Annotated in this window: 12 protein-coding genes and 2 pseudogenes; 5 read left to right on the plus strand and 9 right to left on the minus strand. The window is 69.8% G+C overall.

Annotation, left to right across the window (positions count from 1 at the left end):
* The 5 genes and pseudogenes from AOK16_RS12790 to AOK16_RS28200 all read left to right on the plus strand — a co-directional run.
* Positions 1–645, plus strand: a 645-nt coding sequence (locus AOK16_RS12790) for a putative protein N(5)-glutamine methyltransferase (protein ID WP_107098335.1), incomplete at its 5' end; no start/stop codon positions are given.
* Between the two features lie 296 nt (positions 646–941).
* Complete coding sequence (locus AOK16_RS12795) at positions 942–2,192, plus strand: thiolase family protein (RefSeq protein WP_055472384.1); 1,251 nt, start codon at positions 942–944, stop codon at positions 2,190–2,192.
* Entirely contained in the window at positions 2,189–4,318 is a 2,130-nt protein-coding gene (locus AOK16_RS12800; RefSeq protein ID WP_055472385.1) for a 3-hydroxyacyl-CoA dehydrogenase NAD-binding domain-containing protein, read from the plus strand. The genes AOK16_RS12795 and AOK16_RS12800 overlap by 4 nt, the downstream gene beginning before the upstream one ends.
* A 466-nt stretch (positions 4,319–4,784) precedes the next feature.
* A pseudogene (locus tag AOK16_RS29235) lies at positions 4,785–4,973 on the plus strand (helix-turn-helix domain-containing protein); the annotation flags it as partial.
* A gap of 88 nt (positions 4,974–5,061) precedes the next feature.
* A pseudogene (locus tag AOK16_RS28200) lies at positions 5,062–5,409 on the plus strand (holo-ACP synthase); the annotation flags it as partial.
* Positions 5,410–5,451: 42 nt separating this feature from the next.
* Here the strand turns inward: AOK16_RS28200 and AOK16_RS12805 are convergent.
* The 9 genes from AOK16_RS12805 to ngcE all read right to left on the minus strand — a co-directional run bounded on the left by AOK16_RS12805 (position 5,452) and on the right by ngcE (position 17,615).
* On the minus strand, positions 5,452–6,960 hold the full coding sequence (locus AOK16_RS12805) for an amino acid permease (RefSeq protein ID WP_055472386.1): 1,509 nt from the start codon (positions 6,958–6,960) through the stop codon (positions 5,452–5,454).
* Positions 6,961–7,166: 206 nt separating this feature from the next.
* On the minus strand, positions 7,167–9,080 hold the full coding sequence (gene dxs, locus AOK16_RS12810; protein ID WP_055472387.1) for a 1-deoxy-D-xylulose-5-phosphate synthase: 1,914 nt from the start codon (positions 9,078–9,080) through the stop codon (positions 7,167–7,169).
* A gap of 229 nt (positions 9,081–9,309) precedes the next feature.
* The gene (locus tag AOK16_RS12815; protein ID WP_055472388.1) at positions 9,310–10,584 is read right to left on the minus strand and encodes a sugar ABC transporter permease; all 1,275 of its coding nucleotides are present in this window, start codon (positions 10,582–10,584) and stop codon (positions 9,310–9,312) included.
* On the minus strand, positions 10,581–11,369 hold the full coding sequence (locus tag AOK16_RS12820) for an ATP-binding cassette domain-containing protein (protein WP_079101315.1): 789 nt from the start codon (positions 11,367–11,369) through the stop codon (positions 10,581–10,583). The genes AOK16_RS12815 and AOK16_RS12820 overlap by 4 nt, the downstream gene beginning before the upstream one ends.
* A 285-nt stretch (positions 11,370–11,654) precedes the next feature.
* Positions 11,655–12,740, minus strand: coding sequence for a sugar ABC transporter substrate-binding protein (locus AOK16_RS12825; protein WP_055472390.1), 1,086 nt, complete (start codon positions 12,738–12,740; stop codon positions 11,655–11,657).
* 123 nt (positions 12,741–12,863) lie between these two features.
* On the minus strand, positions 12,864–14,063 hold the full coding sequence (locus tag AOK16_RS12830) for an ROK family transcriptional regulator (RefSeq protein WP_055472394.1): 1,200 nt from the start codon (positions 14,061–14,063) through the stop codon (positions 12,864–12,866).
* Between the two features lie 211 nt (positions 14,064–14,274).
* Positions 14,275–15,198: a carbohydrate ABC transporter permease gene (locus tag AOK16_RS12835; protein WP_055472391.1), complete on the minus strand. Its 924-nt coding sequence runs from the start codon at positions 15,196–15,198 to the stop codon at positions 14,275–14,277.
* Complete coding sequence (locus AOK16_RS12840) at positions 15,198–16,121, minus strand: carbohydrate ABC transporter permease (protein ID WP_055472392.1); 924 nt, start codon at positions 16,119–16,121, stop codon at positions 15,198–15,200. The genes AOK16_RS12835 and AOK16_RS12840 overlap by 1 nt, the downstream gene beginning before the upstream one ends.
* A gap of 48 nt (positions 16,122–16,169) precedes the next feature.
* Positions 16,170–17,615, minus strand: coding sequence for an N-acetylglucosamine/diacetylchitobiose ABC transporter substrate-binding protein (gene ngcE / locus AOK16_RS12845; RefSeq protein WP_055472393.1), 1,446 nt, complete (start codon positions 17,613–17,615; stop codon positions 16,170–16,172).
* Positions 17,616–17,772 lie beyond the last annotated feature (157 nt).

The raw sequence follows: 17,772 nt of genomic DNA on the forward strand, positions 1-17,772 counted from the left end.
GCGGATGACGAATCCTCCGCGACGAGCGCCGCCCGCGGACGAGCCGATGGCAGATCCTCCGAGAAGGACGCCGCCCTCGGGCGCGCGGATGACGAATCCTCCGCGACGAGCGCCGCCTTCCTCGGGCGGGGCTTCGGCGGTGCGCGGCTGGTCGTCGTCGACCTGTTCTGCGGGACGGGCGCGGTGGGGGCCGCGCTGGCGGCGGCGCTCGGTTCGGTCGAGTTGTACGCGGTCGACGTCGACCCCGCCGCGGTGCAGTGCGCCCGCCGCAACGTCGCGGACGCGGGCGGCCGGGTCTTCGAGGGCGACCTGTACGCGCCGCTGCCGACGGGGCTGCGCGGCCGGGTGAACATCCTGGCCGCGAACGTCCCGTACGTCCCGACGGAAGCGGTCGGCCTCCTCCCGCCGGAGGCCCGCGACCACGAGCCGCTGACCGCCCTCGACGGCGGCACGGACGGCCTGGACGTCCTGCGTCGCGTGGCCGCGGAGGCGAGTCGGTGGCTGGCACCGGGCGGCCACCTGCTCATAGAGACGAGCGAGGCCCAGGCCTCGGGGGCGGCCGAGGCGTTGGCCGCCGGCGGGCTCACCTCACACGTCGAGACCTCGCCCCCCGAGAACGCCACCGTCGTCATCGGCACGCTCTGACCGACCTCACCAGGGTGGCGCCCCCGAGCGCAACAGGTTGCCGGGCCTTCCGGTTTCGTAGGCGGCTGCACGCCGGTGACCCCGCTGTGCCCACCCGTTCCCCTTAGCGGAACGCATGCCCACAACGCGGGCCGAACCACGGCTCACCGAGCACGGGGGCACGCAGCGCGGTGTGATCTGGGGCGTTCTGGGTGGGAGGGGTGGGCAGGGGGGTTACTCGTTAGTAGCATGGCGGTAGCGGTGCCGCTGGGCGGCTGCCCGGCTGTGCCCAAAACCCGCATCCAGGAGGAGAGTCAGTGCCTCGTACCGCCAGGGACGTCGTCTTTGTCGACGGCGTCCGCACCCCGTTCGGCAAAGCGGGCCCGAAGGGCATCTACCACGAGACCCGGGCCGACGACCTGATCGTCAAGTGCATCCGCGAGCTGCTGCGCCGCAACCCCGCCCTGGACCCGGCGCGGATCGACGAGGTGGCCGTCGCGGCCACCACGCAGATCGGCGACCAGGGCCTGACCCTCGGCCGTACCGCGGGCATCCTCGCCGGGCTGCCGCAGTCCGTGCCCGGCTACTCCATCGACCGGATGTGCGCCGGGGCGATGACCGCCGTCACGACGACCGCCGGCTCGATCGCCTTCGGGGCGTACGACGTTGTCGTCGCCGGAGGGGTCGAGCACATGGGGCGGCACCCCATGGGCGAGGGCGTGGACCCCAACCCGCGCTTCGTGTCGGAGAAGCTGGTCGACGAGTCAGCCCTGTTCATGGGCATGACGGCGGAGAACCTGCACGACCGCTTCCCGCACATCACCCGGGAGCGCGCCGACGCGTATGCGGTGCGCAGCCAGGAGAAGGCGGCGAAGGCGTACGCGGACGGGAGGATCCAGCAGGATCTCGTACCGATCTCCGTGCGCAGGACCGCTGCATCGGGGTCGGCGGGCGAGACCGGTTGGGGGCTCGCGACCGCCGACGAGCCGATGCGGCCGGGGACCACCGTCGAGGGGCTCGCCGGTCTCAAGACGCCGTTCCGGCCGCACGGGCGGGTCACCGCGGGCAACTCCGCCGGTCTCAACGACGGTGCGACCGCCTCGCTCGTCGCCGCCGAGGACGTGGCGCGCGAGCTGGGCCTGCCGGTCCGGATGCGCCTGGTGTCCTACGCGTTCGCCGGTGTCGAGCCGGAGGTCATGGGCTTCGGGCCGATTCCGTCGACGGAGAAGGCGCTGGCCAAGGCCGGTCTCACCATCGACGACATCGGGCTCTTCGAGATCAACGAGGCCTTCGCCGTACAGGTGCTCGCGCTGCTCGACCACTACGGGATCGCCGACGACGACCCGCGCGTCAACCAGTACGGCGGGGCCATCGCGTTCGGCCACCCGCTCGCGTCCTCCGGGGTCCGGCTGATGACGCAGCTGGCGCGGCAGTTCGAGGAGCAGCCGCACGTCCGCTACGGCATCACCGCCATGTGTGTGGGCTTCGGCATGGGTGGCACCGTGATCTGGGAGAACCCGCACTGGAGCGGGGCGGCTGAGGGACACCGTGAGGGGGCAGGCAAGTGAGTACCACCGCTGAGCTGTTGAGGGGTGCGGCCGAGCTGTTCCCCGACGAGGTCGTCACGCAGGCGCACGTGCGCCACCTCGAACTGCCGCGGGGGGCCGGGCGCTTCGCGCTCATCACCCTCGACAACGGCCTCGACCACACCAAGCCCACCACCTTCGGCCCGCAGTCGCTGGCGAACCTCGACGCCGCGATCGACCAGGTGGAGAGGGAGGCGGCGGACGGCTCCGTCGTCGGGGTCGGGATCACCGGCAAGCCGTTCATCTTCGCCGTCGGCGCCGACCTCAAGGGCGTCGAGCTGCTGAAGCGGCGCGAGGACGCGCTGGCCATCGGCAAGGGCGGCCACGACGTCTTCAAGCGGCTGTCCGCGCTCGCCGTGCCCACCTTCGCGTACTACAACGGCGCCGCGATGGGCGGCGGTGTCGAGGTCGGGCTGCACTGCGCCTACCGGACCGTGTCCGCGGCGCTGCCCGCCTTCTCGCTGCCCGAGGTCTTCCTCGGTCTCGTCCCGGGCTGGGGCGGCTGTGCGCTGCTGCCGAACCTCATCGGGGCCGACCGCGCCGTCACCGTCATCATCGAGAACTCGCTCAACCAGAACAAGCAGCTGAAGGGCAGGCAGGTCCACGAGCTCGGGATCGCCGACGCGGTCTTCGAGGGCGCGGACTTCCTGGAGCAGTCGCTGATCTGGACCGCCTCTGTGCTGAAGGGCGAACTGGCGGTCGTACGCCCCGAGATCGACCGCGGCGAGGCCTGGGACCGGGCCGTGGAGCGCGGGCGGTTCATCGCCGACTCCAAGGTGCACGGCGCGGCCCCGGCCGCGTACCGCGCGCTGGACATCATCGCGGCGGCCAAGAGCGGCGACCTGCGGAAGGGCTTCGACGCGGAGGACGCCGCGCTCGCCGACCTGATCATGGGTGGCGAACTGCGCGCCGGGATCTACGCGTTCAACCTGGTGCAGAAGCGCGCCAAGCGGCCCGCCGGGGCGCCGGACAAGAACCTCGCCCGGCCGGTCGGCAAGGTCGGCGTGGTCGGTGCCGGGCTGATGGCCTCCCAGCTGGCGCTGCTGTTCGCCCGCCGCCTTGAGGTGCCGGTCGTGCTCACCGACATCGACCAGGAGCGCGTGGACAAGGGCGTGGGCTACGTCCACGGCGAGATCGACAAGCTGCTGCTCAAGGGCCGGGTCAACCAGGACAAGGCCAACCGCCTCAAGGCGCTGGTGACCGGTTCGCTGGAGAAGGCCACCGCCTTCGCCGACGCGGACTTCGTCATCGAGGCCGTCTTCGAGGAGATGGGCGTCAAGCAGCAGGTGTTCGCCGAGGTCGAGGCGGTCGTGCCGGAGCACGCGATCCTCGCCACCAACACCTCCTCGCTGTCGGTCAGCGAGATGGCGTCGAAGCTGAAGCACCCGGAGCGGGTCGTCGGCTTCCACTTCTTCAACCCGGTGGCGATCCTGCCGCTGCTGGAGATCGTCCGCGGCGAGAGGACCGACGAGGCCTCGCTGGCAACGGCGTTCGGGGTCTCCAAGAAGCTGAAGAAGACCGCCGTGCTGGTGAAGGACGCGCCCGCGTTCGTCGTCAACCGCGTGCTGACCCGCTTCCTCGGGGAGGTGCTGCGCTCGATCGACGAGGGTACTCCGGTCGAGGTCGCGGACCGCGCGCTGGCCCCGCTGGGCCTGCCGATGTCCCCGATCGTGCTGCTGGAGCTGGTCGGCCCGGCGGTCGCCCACCATGTCGCGGGCACCCTGAGCGCCGCGTTCCCGGACCGCTTCGGCGTCTCGGAGAACCTCGGCCGGGTCGTCGAGGCGGGCAAGCGCAACCTCTACACGTACGACTCCGGGAAGCCGGAGCTGGACCCGGAGGTCGCCGCGCTCTTCCAGGTCGGTGACACTGCGCTGACGGAGGAGCAGGTACGGGACCGGGCGCTGGACGCCATCGCGCAGGAGGTCCGGCTGATGCTGGACGAGGGCGTGGTCGCCGAGGCGCAGGACATCGATCTGTGCCTGATCACGGGCGCGGGCTGGCCCTTCCACCTGGGCGGCATCACGCCGTACCTGGACCGGGAGGGCGTTTCGGAGCGGGTCAACGGCAAGCGGTTCCTGGAGCCGGGCGTCGCCAGCGTCCCGGAGTAGCGAGTCCGTAACACCTCACCGGCTCCCGTACCGTGCGGGAATCCCTGCTCCCGTACGGGCATCCGGCGCCTGTAGGGAAATCCGGCGCCCGTCCGCGGCCTTTCGCGGGCGGGCGTCCGGCGTTTCCCGGGGAGGTTCGCCCCAGGCCCGGGGGAACGGCGTCCGGGGGCCGGGACACGGCGTTGACCGTCCCAGACCGCCCCGATATGTTCGCCGACATGTTGACGCCAGTCCCGCACAGCCTGCGCGGCCCCCTCGGCCAGCGGTCCCCCGCCGCGCGCTGTCGCTGTTGACTCGGCCGCCGGTTTCTCGTCACTTGGCTCGTTCGCCGCTTGCGCCCGCCGCGGCCGGGCGTCTCCCCGGTAGCGGGGCTGTCCACGGCCGCCGGCCGCCGACGCCCGACTCCGGGTCCTGTTCCTGCACCTGCTCGAACACGGCGTAGCACTGTCAGATTGGGGGACGCACTGTGTCAGGGAGCTCCGAGGGTCTCGGGAGACGAATCCAGTCACTGCGGAAACAGGCCCGGATGAGCCAGCAGGAGCTCGCCTCGAAGGCGGGGATGAGCACGCGGGCGCTGCGGGACATCGAGAACGGCCGGGTGCGGCGGCCCCAACTGCGCACCGTGCAGAGCCTGACGGGAGCTCTCGGGCTGCCGCACGAGGAGGTCGGCGACCTGCTGGCGGCCGCGCGGTCTTCGGCACCCCCGGCACCAGGGACGGCAACGGCACAGGGGACGGCCGCTGATGTGGATCGGGGTCGATCTGCTCCGCCTCGGCGAGCTGGACCGGCTGCTCGGCCGGGCCTGGTTCCGCGCCTTCGCCTACGACCGGGCGGAGCTCGCCGAGGCCGGCGGATTCGGCCCCGACCGCGCCCGGGAGTTCCTGGCCGGGCGCTTCGCCGCCAAGGAGGCGGTGCCGAAGGCGCTCGGCGCGGGCATGGCCGCCGGGGTGAAGCCCTGTCAGGTGATCGTGGAGCGCTCGGCGTCCGGCGCCCCGGAGGTCCGGCTCACCGGTGCGGCCGCCGACCGGGCCGCCGCCCTCGGGATGGCCGGGATCGGCGTGACGATCACGCACAAGGGCGACCTGGCCGTGGCCGTGGCCGTCGGCCTGCCCGGCGAGCCCTGCTGCTGCGCGTCAGGGCTTGGTCGTGGCGTTCATGCGGCTGTGCGAGCGGCCGTAGACGGCGTAGATGACGAATCCGAGGGCCATCCAGGCGGCGAACCGCACCCACGTCTCGGTCGGCAGGTTGAGCATCAGCCACAGTGAGGCGGCGATCGACACGATGGGGAGCAGCGGCACCCACGGTGTACGGAAGGCACGGTGCAGGTCGGGCCGGGTGCGGCGGAGGACGATGACGCCGAGGGCGACGATGGCGAACGCGAAGAGCGTGCCGATGTTCACCAGTTCCGCGAGCTCCTCGATGCTGGTGAAGCCGGCGACGATCGCGATGACCACGCCGAGCAGGATCGTCGAGCGGTACGGGGTGCGGAAGTGCGGGTGGGTCTTGGAGAAGAACCGCGGGAGCAGCCCGTCGCGGCTCATCGCGAAGAACACCCGGGTCTGGCCGAGCAGCAGGATCATGCACACGGTCGTCAGGCCGACCGCGGCCCCGAAGCTGATGGCGCCCGCGTACCACGGGTGCCCGGTGGCCTTGAAGGCGTCGGCCAGCGGCGCGCTCACCGACAGCTCGGTGTACTTCTGCATGCCGGTGACCACGAGCGACACCGCGACGTACAGCACGGTGCAGATGAGCAGCGAGCCGAGGATGCCGCGCGGCATGTCGCGCTGCGGGTTCACGGTCTCCTCGGCCGTGGTGGCCACCACGTCGAAGCCGATGAAGGCGAAGAAGACCACGGCCGCGGCGGTGAAGATGCCCTGGACGCCGAAGGTCGTCGGCTCGTAGCCGAACATCAGCTGCACCAGCGGGGCGTCGAGGCCCGAGCCCTCCACCGAGCCGGAGGACGGCGGGATGAAGGGGGTGTAGTTCTTGGCGTCGATGAAGAAGGCCCCGGCGACGATGACGATCAGCACGACCACCACCTTGATCGCCACGATCAGCGTGGTGACGCGCGCCGAGAGCTTCGTGCCGAGGACGAGGACCGCGGTGAGCGCCAGGACCAGCAGGAAGGCCAGCAGGTCGAAGCCGAACCCCTCCGCCACGTCCGGTCCCGCCAGCGCGTCCGGCAGGTGCCAGCCCGCGTTGTCCATCAGCGACCGCACGTAGCCGGACCAGCCGACCGCCACCACGGCCGTGCCGAGCGCGAACTCCAGGACCAGGTCCCAGCCGATGATCCAGGCCGGCAGCTCACCGATCGAGGCGTACGAGAAGGTGTATGCGGAGCCTGCCACCGGAACGGTCGAGGCGAACTCGGCGTAGCACAGGGCCGCCAGTGCGCAGACGATGCCGGCCACGACGAACGCGAGCGCGGTCGCCGGGCCCGCCTGCTCCTTGGCGACCGCACCGGTGAGGACGAAGATGCCGGTGCCGATGATCACGCCGACGCCGAAGACGGTGAGGTCGAGCGCCGAGAGCGACCGGTTCAGCGCGTGGTCCGGCTCCTCGGTGTCCTGGATGGACTGCTCGATCGTCTTGGTCCGGAACCAGCCTCCGGCGCTGCGGTTGTTCGGATCGCGGTCTTTCACCGGCGTACCTCCACGCTCTGGCCCGTCCGCGCCATCGTTCTCGGAGCCGTGGAGCGGCGCGAGGGGTGGCAGCCAGTGGGGTGGTGGATTCATCCGATGGGGGCCGGTGGGCCCGTAAGCGCTGGGCCGGCCGGAGCACCCCGGCCGTTGCGGCGGGTACTCCGACCGGCCCGGCGGGGGTCGGTGCGGTCGGCGGCTCAGGCGCGTCAGTCGCGGGCAGCCTCGGCGGGCTCGTCCTCGTACTTGCCGCCGAGCTTGGCGACCAGGCCGGTGACCTGGCGGGCGATGTCCGGCGCGGTCAGCCCGATCTCGGCCATGACCTCCTTGCGGGAGGCGTGGTCGAGGAAGCGCGGCGGGATGCCGAAGTCGCGCAGCGGCACGTCCACACCGGCGTCGCGCAGCGCCTGCGCGACGGCCGAACCGACGCCTGCCGCGCGGCTGTTGTCCTCGACGGTGACCACGACGCGGTGGCGCTCGGCGAGGGCGGGCAGCTGCTCGTCCACCGGCTTGACCCAGCGGGGGTCGACCACGGTGGTGGAGATGCCCTGCTTGTCGAGGAGTTCGGCGATCTCCAGGCACATCGGGGCGAGCGCCCCGACGGACAGCAGCAGCACATCGGCCTCGCCGTCCTCGGGCCTGCGCAGGACGTCCATGCCGCCGATCCGGCTGACGGCCTGGACCGCCGGGCCGACCGCGCCCTTGGAGTAGCGCACGACGGTGGGGGCGTCGTCGACCTCGACGGCCTCGCGGAGCTGGGCGCGCAGCTGGTCGGCGTCGCGCGGGGCGGCGATCCGCAGGCCGGGGACGACCTGGAGGATCGACATGTCCCACATGCCATTGTGGGAGGCGCCGTCGCTGCCGGTGACACCGGCCCGGTCCAGGACGAAGGTGACCCCGCACCTGTGCAGGGCCACGTCCATCAGCACCTGGTCGAAAGCCCGGTTCAGGAAGGTCGCGTAGACGGCGAAGACCGGGTGCAGACCACCGGTCGCCAGCCCCGCCGCCGACGTGGCGCCGTGCTGCTCGGCGATGCCCACGTCGTAGACGCGGTCGGGGAAGGCCTCGGCGAACTTGTGCAGGCCGACGGGCTGGAGCATGGCCGCGGTGATCGCGACGACGTCCTCGCGCTCGTGGCCGAGCTTGACCATCTCCTCGCCGAAGACCGAGGTCCAGTCGGCGCCCGCGGCGGAGACCGGGAGGCCGGTGTCGGGGTGGATCACGCCGATGCCGTGGAAGCGGTCGGCCTCGTCCTGCTCGGCCGGTTTGTAGCCGCGGCCCTTCTCGGTGAGGCAGTGGACGATGACCGGGCCGCCGAAGCGCTTGGCGCGGGTCAGCGCCGACTCCAGGGCCTCGATGTCGTGGCCGTCGATGGGGCCGACGTACTTCAGCCCCAGGTCCTCGAACATCCCCTGCGGGGCGATGAAGTCCTTCAGCCCCTTCTTCGCACCGTGCAGCGTCTCGTATAGCGGCCGGCCAACGACGGGGGTGCGCTCCAGGATGTCCTTGCCGCGGGCGAGGAAGCGCTCGTAGCCGTCGGTGGTGCGCAGGGTGGCGAGGTGGTTGGCCAGACCGCCGATGGTCGGCGCGTACGACCGCTCGTTGTCGTTGACCACGATGACCAGGGGCCGGTCCTTGGCGTCCGCGATGTTGTTGAGCGCCTCCCACGCCATACCGCCGGTCAGGGCCCCGTCCCCGATAACGGCGACGACATGGTCGCCCTTCTTCAGGACCTGGTTGGCCTTGGCGAGCCCGTCCGCCCAGCCCAGCACGGTCGAGGCATGACTGTTCTCGATCACATCGTGCTCGGACTCCGCCCGCGACGGATACCCCGACAAACCCCCCTTGGCCCGCAACTTCGAAAAATCCTGACGACCCGTCAACAACTTGTGCACATACGCCTGATGACCGGTGTCGAAGAGGACCCTGTCCCTCGGGGACTCGAAGACCCGATGCAGGGCGATCGTCAGCTCGACCACACCCAGGTTGGGGCCGAGGTGGCCACCGGTCTTGGAGACCGCCTCGACGAGGAAGGTGCGGATCTCCGCGGCCAGCTGGTCCAGCTGCTCCGGGCCGAGCCGGTCCAGATCGCGCGGTCCCCTGATGCGGGTCAGCAACGCCACCCGTGCCTCCTTGCTTCGATCTGTACCCAGTACTTGTACGGGCCGGGCTAGCCGGTCTGCCGAGTCTAATGTTCGTCCCGCGATGCCGCGGATCGGGCCGTGCGATGTACGTCACGCGGGTGGCTGTAAACCTCCGGCGGGCCTGCACGTACGGGCCCTGGCCGGTCGTAACGCGCAGGTGCCCGGCACCGCGGGGGTGCCGGGCACACGTACGCCGTGCGGGCCGGGGTCAGGTGCGTCCCGCCGACTTCTGGGTCCTGCGCGAGACCGAGTCGATCACGACGGCGGCCAGGAGGACCGCTCCGATGATCATGTACTGGATCTCGCTGGCCATGTTCAGCAGGTTCAGGCCCTGCTGGATGGACTGGATGACCAGCATGCCCAGGAGGGCGGACCAGATCTTGCCGCGGCCGCCGAAGAGGCTGGTGCCGCCGATGACAGCCGCCGCGATCACGTTCATCAGGGTGTTGCCCGCGCCGAGGCTCTTGGTCGCGCCGCCGGAGAGGCTCGCGATGAAGAGGCCGCCGACGACCGCGAGGGTGCCCGCGATCACGAAGACCGTGATCCGGACCTTGTCGACGTTGATGCCCGCACGGCGGGCCGCCTCGGCGTTGCCGCCGACCGCGAAGATCTGCCGGCCGTAGGTCGTGCGGCGCACCACGAAGTCCGCCAGGACCAGCACCGCCAGGAAGATCACCAGCGCGAGCGGCAGACCGCGCGACTGGTTCAGCTCGTACGCGGCGACGAGCGCCAGCACGCCGACCAAGCCGGTGCGCAGCGCGATCTCGCTGACCGGGCGGCCGAGCAGCCCGGCGGCCCTGCGGCGGCGGCCGTCGAGCAGCATCGAGCCGAGGTACGCGGCGGTGGCCGCGATCGCCAGGCCGTACGCGGCGGCGATGTCCTCGAAGTAGTAGTTGGTGAGCTGCTCCACGAGGGAGCCGCCCGGGGTGTTGATGCTGCCTTCCCCGCCCATCAGCCAGATCTGCAGACCGCTCCAGCCGAGGAAGCCGGCCAGGGTGACCACGAACGCGGGCACGCCGATCTTGGCGAAAAAGAATCCGTGCAGCGCGCCGATCGCAGCACCCGCCGCGATGGCGATGAGCACGGCGAGGCCGTCGCTCATGCCGTGGCTGACGCTGAGCACCGCCCAGACCGCGGCGCCGACACCGGCCACCGAGCCGACGGACAGGTCGATCTCGCCCAGCAGCAGCACAAAGACGATGCCGACGGCCATGATGCCCTGGCCCGCGACGTAGATGCTGATGTTGCTGAGGCTGTCGGCGGACAGGAAGCTGCCGTCCAGCGACTGGAAGATGACGCCGATGGCGATCAGGCCGAGGATCACGGGGATCGATCCGAGCTCGCCACCGCGGACCTTGCGCTGGAACTCGGTGAGGTAGCCCTTGAGCCCCTCCTCGCGGACGAGGAGGCGGGGGTCCACGGCGGGGATGGGCGCGGCGCTCTCCGCCACCGCCGGTGCCGGGTTCTTTACGGTGTCGCTCACTGCTGTGCCTCCGCGGTGCGCGCCTGACGGCGGGTCACGGCGTTGTCCGTGGCGCCGGTGATCGCGGCGATGATGTCTTCGTGGGAGGTGTCCTTGACGGGGAAGACACCGTTGTTGCGGCCCAGGCGGAGCACCGCGACCCGGTCCGCGACGGCCTTCACATCGGCCATGTTGTGGCTGATGAGGATGACGCCGAGGCCGCGCTCGCGCAGCCGCTCGACCAGGTCGAGGACCTGCGCGGTCTGCTCGACGCCGAGGGCGGCGGTGGGCTCGTCGAGGATGACGACCTTGGGCTCGCCGATCAGGGCGCGGGCGATGGCCACGACCTGGCGCTGGCCGCCGGAGAGCGAGGCGATCGGGATGCGGACGCTGGGGATGCGGATGGACAGGGTGTCCAGCAGCTCCCTGGCGCGCTTCTCCATCGCCACCTCGTCGATGACGCTCGCGCGCCGCAGCTCGCGGCCGAGGAAGAGGTTGGCTACGACGTCCAGGTTGTCGCACAGGGCGAGGTCCTGGTAGACGGTGGCGACGCCCAACTCCTGGGCGTCGTGCGGCCGGTCGATGGTGACCTGGCGGCCTTCCCACTCGATGACGCCCTCGTCGATCGGGTGCACGCCCGCGATCGTCTTGACGAGGGTGGACTTTCCGGCGCCGTTGTCGCCGACGAGGGCGACCACCTCGCCGGGGTGGATCTCCAGATCGACATCGGTGAGCGCCTGGACGGCGCCGAACCGCTTGGAGACCCCGCGCAACGCCAGCACGGGCGCAGCGGACACGTGAATCATCTCCTTCGCCCGCCGGGCGGCGGGGGTTCCCGCGCCTACGAGGATGCGCGGGGGATGGTGCGGGAGCAAGAGGTGGGGGCGGCCCCGGCGCCCGCCGCCGGGGCGGGACGGGCGCCGGACGACCGGCGAACGGGAGCGTGCCGTACGGCCGTTGGCCGCGGCGGCCCGGCGGGTACACCCGGGGCCGTGCGGCGCCCGGCCGCACCGGTGACCCGACCGCAGGTCACCGGCTGGGTCACCGGGCGCCGGTGACGCGACCGCGGGCGCGCCGGTGACGCGGACCGGCTACTTGATACCGGCGGCCTGGCAGGCCGCGGCGAAGTCGGCGGTGCAGATCTTGTCCGCCGTGTAGACCTTGTCCTTGATGATCGTGTCCGCGATGTTGTCCTTGGTCACGATCGTGGCGTCGTAGAGCTTGGTCGGGATGCCCTTCTTGCTCTTGCTGTCGACCTTCTCCGGGGCGACCGAGGCAATGTCCTCGCCGTTCAGCAGCTTGACGGCGATCTCGGCCGTGGTCTCGGCCTCGGGCTTGATGCCCTTGTAGATCGTGAAGGTCTGGGTGCCGGACAGGATCCGCTGGAGACCGGCGAGTTCGGCGTCCTGGCCGCCGAGCGGGACGTCCTTGATCCCGGCGGACTTCAGGGCGGTGGCGATGCCGCCGGCCATGCCGTCGTTGGCGGAGTAGACGGCGTGGAAGCCGGTCTTGCCCAGGGAGGTGATCGCGGCGGCCATCTTCTTGTTGGCCTCGTCCGGCGACCAGTCCGGAATGTCCTGCTCGTAGGCGATCTTCTTGACCTTGCCGTCGAGGACCTTGTGCGCACCGGACTTGAACAGGGCGGCGTTGGGGTCGGTCGGCGAGCCGTTGATCATCACGATCTCGCTGTCGGCGGCCTTGTCGCCGAGGGCGTTCAGCACGCCCTGGCCCTGGAGTTCGCCGATCTTCTCGTTGTCGTAGGAGACGTACGCGGAGACGTCACCCTCGGCCAGGCGGTCGTACGCGACGACCTTGACGCCCTTCTTGGCGGCGGAGTCGACCCAGGACTTGGTCGCGGTGGCGTCCACCGCGTCCAGGATGATGACCTTGACGCCCTTGGTGATCAGCGCGTCGAACTGCTTCTTCTGGGTCTCGGTGTCCTGGTTGGCGTTGTTGTAGGCGACATCGCAGTCCTTGCACAGGGACTTGATCTTCGCTTCCATCAGCGGCCGGTCGAAGGTCTCGTACCGGGTCGTCTTGTTCTCCGGCAGCAGCAGACCGATCGTCTTGCTGTCGCTGTCCGCACTGTCGCTGCCGGCCTTGCCACAGGCGGCCATGGAGAGTGCCATGGAAACAACGGCCGTGCCGATCGCAACGCGACGCATCGTGGCGTTCATCTTGAGGGAACCTCCCTGACGAGGCCGCGTCGTTGCGGCCGAGGTGGCTGGAAGTCAACTCGGCCGCCAGCTGGGCGTCAAGAAGTAAATCCTTAACGAGATGGCAACGGTGCCATTCGTTATCTAAGTGAAGACGGGCGACCGAGTCGCGAAAGGGCCGCCCAAAAGGGTCGAATCGCCCATTTCATTCAGTACGAGGGCCAGCGCGCCCAGCACCTCGGCCCGGCCCCCGAGGGAGCCCGGCACGATCGCCAACTGCCGTGCCGCGCTGGGGATCGCGTACCGCGAGACCGACTCGCGGATGGGCGTGAGCACCAGCTCGCCCGCCTCCGCGAGGTCCCCGCCGAGCACCACCCGGCTGGGGTTGAGCAGGTTGCACAGATGCGCCACACCGCTGCCGATGTGTCGGCCCACGTCGCCGATCACCCGCCGGCAGCCCGGGTCGCCCTCGCGCGCGAGCCGCACCACGCGCTCCATGGTCAGATCGGGTCCGTGGCTGGAGCTGAGCAGGGAGAGGACGTAGCGGGCGGCGGTGAAGGTCTCCAGGCAGCCGCGGTTGCCGCAGCGGCAGACGGGGCCCGCCTCGTCCAGCGTGATGTGCCCGATCTCCCCCGCGGTGCCGCCAGGTCCGCGGTAGATCTGCCCGTTGATCACCAGGCCCGCGCCCACCCCGCTGGCCACCTTGATGTACGCGAGGTCCCGTACGCCCCGGCCGCTGCCCCAGACCAGCTCGCCCAGGGCCCCGAGGTTGGCGTCGTTGTCCACGTGCACCGGCACCCCGAGACGGCCCGCGAGCTCCTCGCGCGGGTTGATGCCCGTCCAGCCCGGCAGGATCGCGGTCGACCCGAGCGTGCCGGACTCCACGTCGATCGGGCCCGGCACGCCGAGGCCGACCCCGATGACCTTGCCCCGGTCGATGCCGGTGGCCGTGATCAGCCGGTTGACCAGGTTCTCCGCCCGGTCGAAGCCCTGCGCGGCCGAGGCGTCCACGTCCAGCGGCTCGGCCTCCTCGGCGAGCACCTCGTGGGCCAGGTTGCCCACCGCGACCCGGAGGTGGGTGTGGCCGAAGTCGACGCCCACGACGATGCCGGCGTCCCCGCTGAGCGAGACGCTGCGGGCTCGTCTGCCGCCCGCCGAGGTGGGCGTGACCTGCACCGTTCCGCCGTCCTTGAGCTCACGGACGATATTGGAGACCGTGGCGGCGGAGAGCCCCGTGGAGCGGGCGATCTCGGCCTGGGTGAGCGAACCGGCCAGCCGTACCGCGCGGACGACCCGCTCCAGGTTGGCCCGGTGCAGCGACGACTGCGATCCCGGAGTCTCCACCACGGTCTGATCACTCCCAGTGGGCAGGACAGGGTCGCAGCGTTGAGACCCCGTCGTGTACAACATGTGAACTCTAAGCTGAGCCCCCCATGTTGTCTCCCGTCAAGGCTTTGGGCCCAGCGGTAACCGGAGTGGTAGCCAAGCGGAACCGAAGAGCCTCCCACCGCTCCGGGAGCGGTGGGAGGCTCGTACGTGATCGGTTCCGGGCGGCCTACTTCAGCGCGCCCGCCGTCAGGCCCGCGACCACCTGGCGCTGGAAGACGATGTACGCCGCGAGGACCGGCAGCATCGCCATCACCAGGCCGGCGAAGAGCCCCGACCAGTCGCCCTTGTAGCCCTGGCTGACCGCGAGCTGCACCAGGCCCTGGGAGAGGACCTTCTTCTCCGGCTCGGTGTTCAGCACCGTCGGCAGCATGTACTGGTTCCACTGCCCCAGGAAGTTGAAGATGCCGACGCTGATCAGGCCGGGCTTGGCCATCGGCAGCATGACCTGGAAGAAGGTCCGGGTGTGCGAGGCGCCGTCCAGGAACGCCGCCTCGGCCACCGAGGTCGGCAGCGACCGGAAGAAGGAGGTCAGGAAGAAGACCGTGAACGGCAGCGAGTACGCGATGTAGACCACGATCAGGCCGTGGAAGGTGTTCCCCAGCCCGAGGTTGTTCATCACGTAGAACAGCGGGACCAGCGCCAGGATGATCGGGAAACTCATCCCGCCGACGAACAGGTAGTAGATGAACCGGTTCCCGGGGAACTCGAACCGGGCCAGCACGTAGGCCGCCATCGACCCCAGCAGCATCGTGCCGAGCAGCGAACCGCCCACCACCAGAAGGGTGTTGAGGAAGTAGTCGCTCATGTGCGCCTGGGACCAGGCGCGCGTCCAGTTCCCGAACTGAAGGCTGTCCGGCAGGCTCCAGGGCGAGCTGAAGATCTCCCGGTCGGTCTTGAAGGAGGTCACCACCGCCCACAGCAGCGGCATGACGACCATGAACGCCCAGAGGATCAGCATGCCGTGCGAGAAGACGTTGAGGACCTTGCCCTCGGCGCTCTTCTCCGCGGCCGGGGCGGAGCCGGTCTTCTCGGCGGGCGGCTGCTCACCGCCGAGTTCGGCGGCGGCGGGAGAGGTTTCCGTGGTCTTCATCAGTACTCCAGCCGCTCGCGCCGGCCCAGTCGCATCACGACGGCCGCGAAGGCCAGCGTGACGACGAGCAGGGCGACGCCGATCGTTGTCGCGTAGGCCGCCTGTCCGTCCCGGAACGCCTTCTGGTACACCAGCAGCGGCAGGACGGTGGTCGAGTAGTCGGGTCCGCCCGGGCCCACGGTCATGATGTGCACGACCGCGAAGGACTCCGCGCCGAGCGCCAGGATGCCCATGTAGACCCAGCCCGACTGCACGGTGTCCCAGAGCAGGGGCAGCGTGATTCTGAAGAACGTGGTGACGCGGCTGGCGCCGTCGAGCAGCGCCGCCTCGTAGAAGTCCTTGGGAATGGAGGCCATTCCGGCGGAGAAGAGCACCACGAAGAAGCCCACGGTGCTCCAGACCAGCACGGCCATCACGCACCACAGCGCGAGATTCGGGTCGCCGAGCCACTCCGGCTGGACGCTGTCCAACCCCACCGCCTGCAGCGCCGAGTTGATGGCGCCGCTGTTGGGGTTGTAGGCGAAGGCGAACAGCAGGGAGACGATCGCGATCGACAGCACCTGCGGGAAGAAATAGGCGATCTTGTAGAAGGACGAGCCGCGCACCCCGGAGATGGCGGACTCCTTCCGGTGCCGGCCGCCCACGTTCAGCATGAACGCGAAGAACAGGGCGAGACCGAGCGTCACCAGCGGCAGCAACAGCACGAACAGCAGGCTGTGTTGCAGCGACTTCCAGAAGATCTCGTCGCTGAACAGTCGCTCGAAGTTCTTGAAGCCGACCATCTTGAATTCCGGGCTCAGGCCCGTCCAGTCCGTGAAGGAGTAGTAGATGGACTGGATGAACGGCCATATGACGAAGAGTGCGTATATCGCCATGGGGGCCGCCAGGAACCCCACGATGAACCGGTACTTACCGTGTTGCATTACCGACCCCGAATCCTCCGGCGAAGAGCCGCCGCTGGTGACACCTGATCAACTGTGCTTGTAGTGCTTGATGGAGTCGTCCTTGGCGGCCTCGTCAGCGTACTTCTGGATCTTGGCGATGGTCTCTGCCGGGTTGGCACGCCCAGCCATCATCTCGCCGAGGCTCGCGACACCGACCTTCTCCTTCTGGAGCTGGACATACCAGTCCTGCATGCGCGGGTTGACGACGTTCTCGCCGGCCAGCTTCAGCGCGGCCTCGGCGGACTCCAGGCCCGGGGTCAGGGTGAGGCCCTCGGTACCGCCGTTGTACGCGGTCAGCGACTTGACCTGCTTGGTGAAGTTCTTCGACTGGCCCTCGCTGAGCATGATGCGCAGCTGCTCCATGCCGCCGTCGGGGTTCTTCGCCTTGGCCGGGACGATGAAGGGCTCACCGCCGGAGGCCCAGATGGTGCCGAACGGCATCTTGTCCGAGTCGTCCAGGCCGGACGGCGCGGAGACGGCCATCTTGAAGTCCTTCGGCGTGGTCTGCGCCGACTCGTTCTCCACCCAGGAGCCGTTGGGGATGAACAGCGCCTTCCCCTCGGTCCAGGCGGTCTGGGACTGGATGTGGTCCAGGCCCGGGGTGCCCTTGAGGATGTAGCCCTTCTTGTAGAGCTCGTAGTACGCCTCGAAGCAGGCCTTGACCGAGGGGTGCTTCCAGGCGTTGGGCTCCAGGTTGTCGATCGCGTCGAGGACCTCGCGGCCGCCGACCTTGCCGATCATCGCGGAGAGACTGAAGGGCAGGTAGTACGGGTGCTTGCCGGCGTACGTCCAGCCGGCGATGCCCTTCTTCTTCGCCTTGGCGCAGACGGCGAGCATCTCGTCCCAGGTCTTCGGGTACTCCGCGTCGAGCTTCTCGAGGTTGGTCCGCGAGTACCACACGCCGTAGATCGTGTAGGCGTAGTAGAGGATCCAGACCTTCTCGCCGTCGAACTGGCCCATTTCGACGATGCCCGGGCGCAGGGTGTCGCGCACCTTCTTGTTCGGGTCGTCGTAGGAGGCGGCGTCCAGCAGCGGGGTCAGGTCGGTCAGCTGGTTCTTGCCGACCAGGACGCCCATGTCCATCTGCTCGGCGCCGGCGTTGTCGATCAGGTCCGGCGGGGTACCGCCGTTGAAGCGCGGCTGCAGCACCGACTGGATCTTCTGCGTGGCCGAGTGCTTGAGCTCCGCCTTCGGGTAATCCGTCTTGTAAACCGCCTCGGCGTCCTTCGCGTACTTCTCGCCGAAGCCGCCGTCGAAGATGACGACCTCGAGCGGCGCGCTCCCGTTGACGCCGAGCGGGTTCTTCGCGCTCTTCTTGCCCTTCTCGACCTTGCTGTCGCCGCCGCTGTCGCTGCTGGCACAGGCCGACAGGAAGCTCATCGTCGGAACGGTCACCAGGCCGAGCGCTGCGGACCGCTTGATCAGATCGCGGCGGCCGACACCGTTGTTGCCGTGGGTGGAGGTGGATCCCATGCTCAAGTCCTCGCCTTCTCCAGGACTCAGGCGGTGCACCGGAACCTCCCCGGCACCGCGGTTCATATGAAGCTGGGTTCAAGCAGATGGGGAGAGAGGCCGGGCATCACGGCAGTTGACGCGCTGCGCGCCGCCCCACCGCCCCGCCATCCGTCCC

This window comes from Streptomyces pathocidini (assembly GCF_001418495.1).
Lineage (GTDB): Bacteria > Actinomycetota > Actinomycetes > Streptomycetales > Streptomycetaceae > Streptomyces > Streptomyces pathocidini.

Excerpts from the sequence above, each read along its gene's own strand:
- ngcE (WP_055472393.1), bottom strand. The coding sequence starts at position 17,615 with ATGGGATCCACCTCCACCCACGGCAACAACGGTGTCGGCCGCCGCGAT.
- AOK16_RS12835 (WP_055472391.1), bottom strand. The coding sequence starts at position 15,198 with ATGAAGACCACGGAAACCTCTCCCGCCGCCGCCGAACTCGGCGGTGAG.
- AOK16_RS12825 (WP_055472390.1), bottom strand. The coding sequence starts at position 12,740 with ATGAACGCCACGATGCGTCGCGTTGCGATCGGCACGGCCGTTGTTTCC.
- AOK16_RS12820 (WP_079101315.1), bottom strand. The coding sequence starts at position 11,369 with ATGATTCACGTGTCCGCTGCGCCCGTGCTGGCGTTGCGCGGGGTCTCC.
- AOK16_RS12840 (WP_055472392.1), bottom strand. The coding sequence starts at position 16,121 with ATGCAACACGGTAAGTACCGGTTCATCGTGGGGTTCCTGGCGGCCCCC.